This is a genomic window from Nodosilinea sp. LEGE 07298 (assembly GCF_015207265.1).
Taxonomy (GTDB): domain Bacteria; phylum Cyanobacteriota; class Cyanobacteriia; order Phormidesmidales; family Phormidesmidaceae; genus Nodosilinea.
In genome coordinates this window covers 1-1,810 of record NZ_JADEXE010000555.1, presented here as the reverse complement: position 1 = coordinate 1,810, position 1,810 = coordinate 1, and the positions used below count along the sequence as shown (strand labels likewise).

Here is a 1,810-nt window from a genome sequence, read left to right as displayed (position 1 = left end):
TCAACAAATTGCTCGAATAGCGCGTTTATCATGGGACGCTAACTCATTGACTCTAAGCGGCCAGGGGTAACGTCTTTAGCTTATCCAATTGACCGCACTAGTACGAATGATCACCTTAACAGGGGTAGCTAAGCATGAGCTATGCCGTAGAGTATGAACCTGAAGCCGTTGAAGACCTCAAGCGGCTTTCTGGCAATATTCGCCAGCGCATTGTGGCCAAAATTAACTGGCTAGCCCAAAATTTTGACCACGTGCAGCCTTTGCCGCTAACGGCTAACTTAGCGGGCTTTTTTAAGCTCAGAGTTGGCGACTACCGGGTAATTTACGAGTGCGATCGCACTCTCCGAGTCATTACGGTCGATCGCATTGGCCACCGCCGTGAAATCTATGACTAAATCCCCTTATAACGCATCCTTTTTCAACGTCACCTATCGTTCACTGGGGCTGCTCGATTTCGGTTACTACGCCGGTTTCTAAGGGACGATTGCTGGTTTGAATCGAGCAGTTGGTCGGTGAGCCTTGGCTCTGCAACACCCGAGTCGTTTGCTCACCATTGATGTTGATGTAGGCTGTCGCGCCAGAGCTAGTTTCTATGCGGGCGGGGGTGTCGAGCCAGGTCAGGTTATCGAGGCGATCGTGCACTCGCAGCTTAAGCTCGCCGCTTTGGCGATACACGCGAGCTGTGGTGCGGTTGGTGCCGTTGCAGACCATAACGGTAGTTGCCGGAGCCTCAACCCCCGGCCCCGGCTGATCCAAAATGGTGACGTAGGGGGCATACACCCAGCCCTCAACCGGGCCGGTGACAATGTATAGCCAGAGGCCCTGAATTTCGATAATCTTGGCCTGGGCACCCCTGGGTATGGTGCCGCGCACGGCAAAGTTTGTACCCGGTCCCGATCGCACGTTGAGTAGATCAATACTCACCTCTGCAACCTGGGCAAAGGCCGCTGAAATAGACAAGCCAATGGCAGTAGCTGTGGAGAGCAGGGCAACGGCCAGGGTTTTGAGTTTCATAGTTGTCGGTTCCGTCACGAAAAATAAGCCGCAGCCTGGGTAAACGGCTCGGCTGCGGCGATGTTTGGATAAATCATCAGCCTTAACTTAGGGAATTAATCTAAGGAACTCATAAACCTGGGTTTATTGCCTTAAGAGAATTGCTACTCTATCCCTTGACCCCGCTCCCAGTCTCTGTGGGCACGATATAGCGCTGTAGCAGGATAAATACCGCGATCGCGGGCAGCACCGACAAAATTGATCCTGCTGCAATTAACCGCCAGTCGAGCGAAAAGCTGCCCGCCAGCCGAGCCACCCCCAGAGGTAGGGTGTAGCGCTCGGGGCGATCGAGCAAAATCAGCGGCCACAGAAACTCACTCCAGGTGCCAATAAACACAAAAATTCCCAGCGTTACCAGGGCCGGACGGGTGGCGGGCAGCATCACATTCCACCAGATGCCCAGGTCAGAGCAGCCATCCATGCGGGCCGCTTCTTCTAGCTCCTTGGGCACGCCTTGAAACGCCTGACGCATCAGAAAAATGCCAAAGGCCGAGGCTAGGTAGGGCAGCACCAGCCCCAGGTAGGTGTTCCGCAGGCCCAGATTCACCGCCAAAATGTATAGCGGTATCATCACCACCTGAAATGGAATCATGATCGTGGCTACAATCAGCGCCAGCAGGGTGTCGCGGCCCACAAACGCCAGCCGCGCCAGGGGGTAGGCCGCCAGCGAGCACAGCAGCAGGTTGGCCGCCACCGTTAGCACCGCCACAATGGTGCTGTTGAGAAAGTACTGGCCAAAGGGGTTAGACTGCCACAC

3 protein-coding genes are annotated in these 1,810 nt (G+C 55.0%); 1 reads left to right on the top strand and 2 read right to left on the bottom strand.

What is annotated here, in order from left to right:
- The first annotated feature begins 134 nt into the window (after positions 1–134).
- Positions 135–395, top strand: coding sequence for a type II toxin-antitoxin system RelE/ParE family toxin (locus IQ273_RS32975; protein WP_194027285.1), 261 nt, complete (start codon positions 135–137; stop codon positions 393–395).
- Between the two features lie 40 nt (positions 396–435).
- On the opposite strand, the gene IQ273_RS32970 is transcribed toward IQ273_RS32975, so the two are convergent.
- Together IQ273_RS32970 and IQ273_RS32965 are read right to left on the bottom strand one after the other, a co-directional pair.
- Positions 436–1,014 carry an SH3 domain-containing protein gene (locus IQ273_RS32970; RefSeq protein WP_194027284.1) on the bottom strand — a complete coding sequence of 193 codons (579 nt, stop codon included), beginning with the start codon at positions 1,012–1,014 and terminating at the stop codon, positions 436–438.
- A gap of 148 nt (positions 1,015–1,162) precedes the next feature.
- On the bottom strand, positions 1,163–1,810 hold a 648-nt coding region (locus IQ273_RS32965; protein ID WP_194027283.1), incomplete at its 5' end, for a carbohydrate ABC transporter permease.

What these genes read in the sequence shown, in the direction of transcription:
- IQ273_RS32970 (WP_194027284.1), bottom strand. Translation starts at nt 1,014, where the DNA reads ATGAAACTCAAAACCCTGGCCGTTGCCCTGCTCTCCACAGCTACTGCC.
- IQ273_RS32975 (WP_194027285.1), top strand. Translation starts at nt 135, where the DNA reads ATGAGCTATGCCGTAGAGTATGAACCTGAAGCCGTTGAAGACCTCAAG.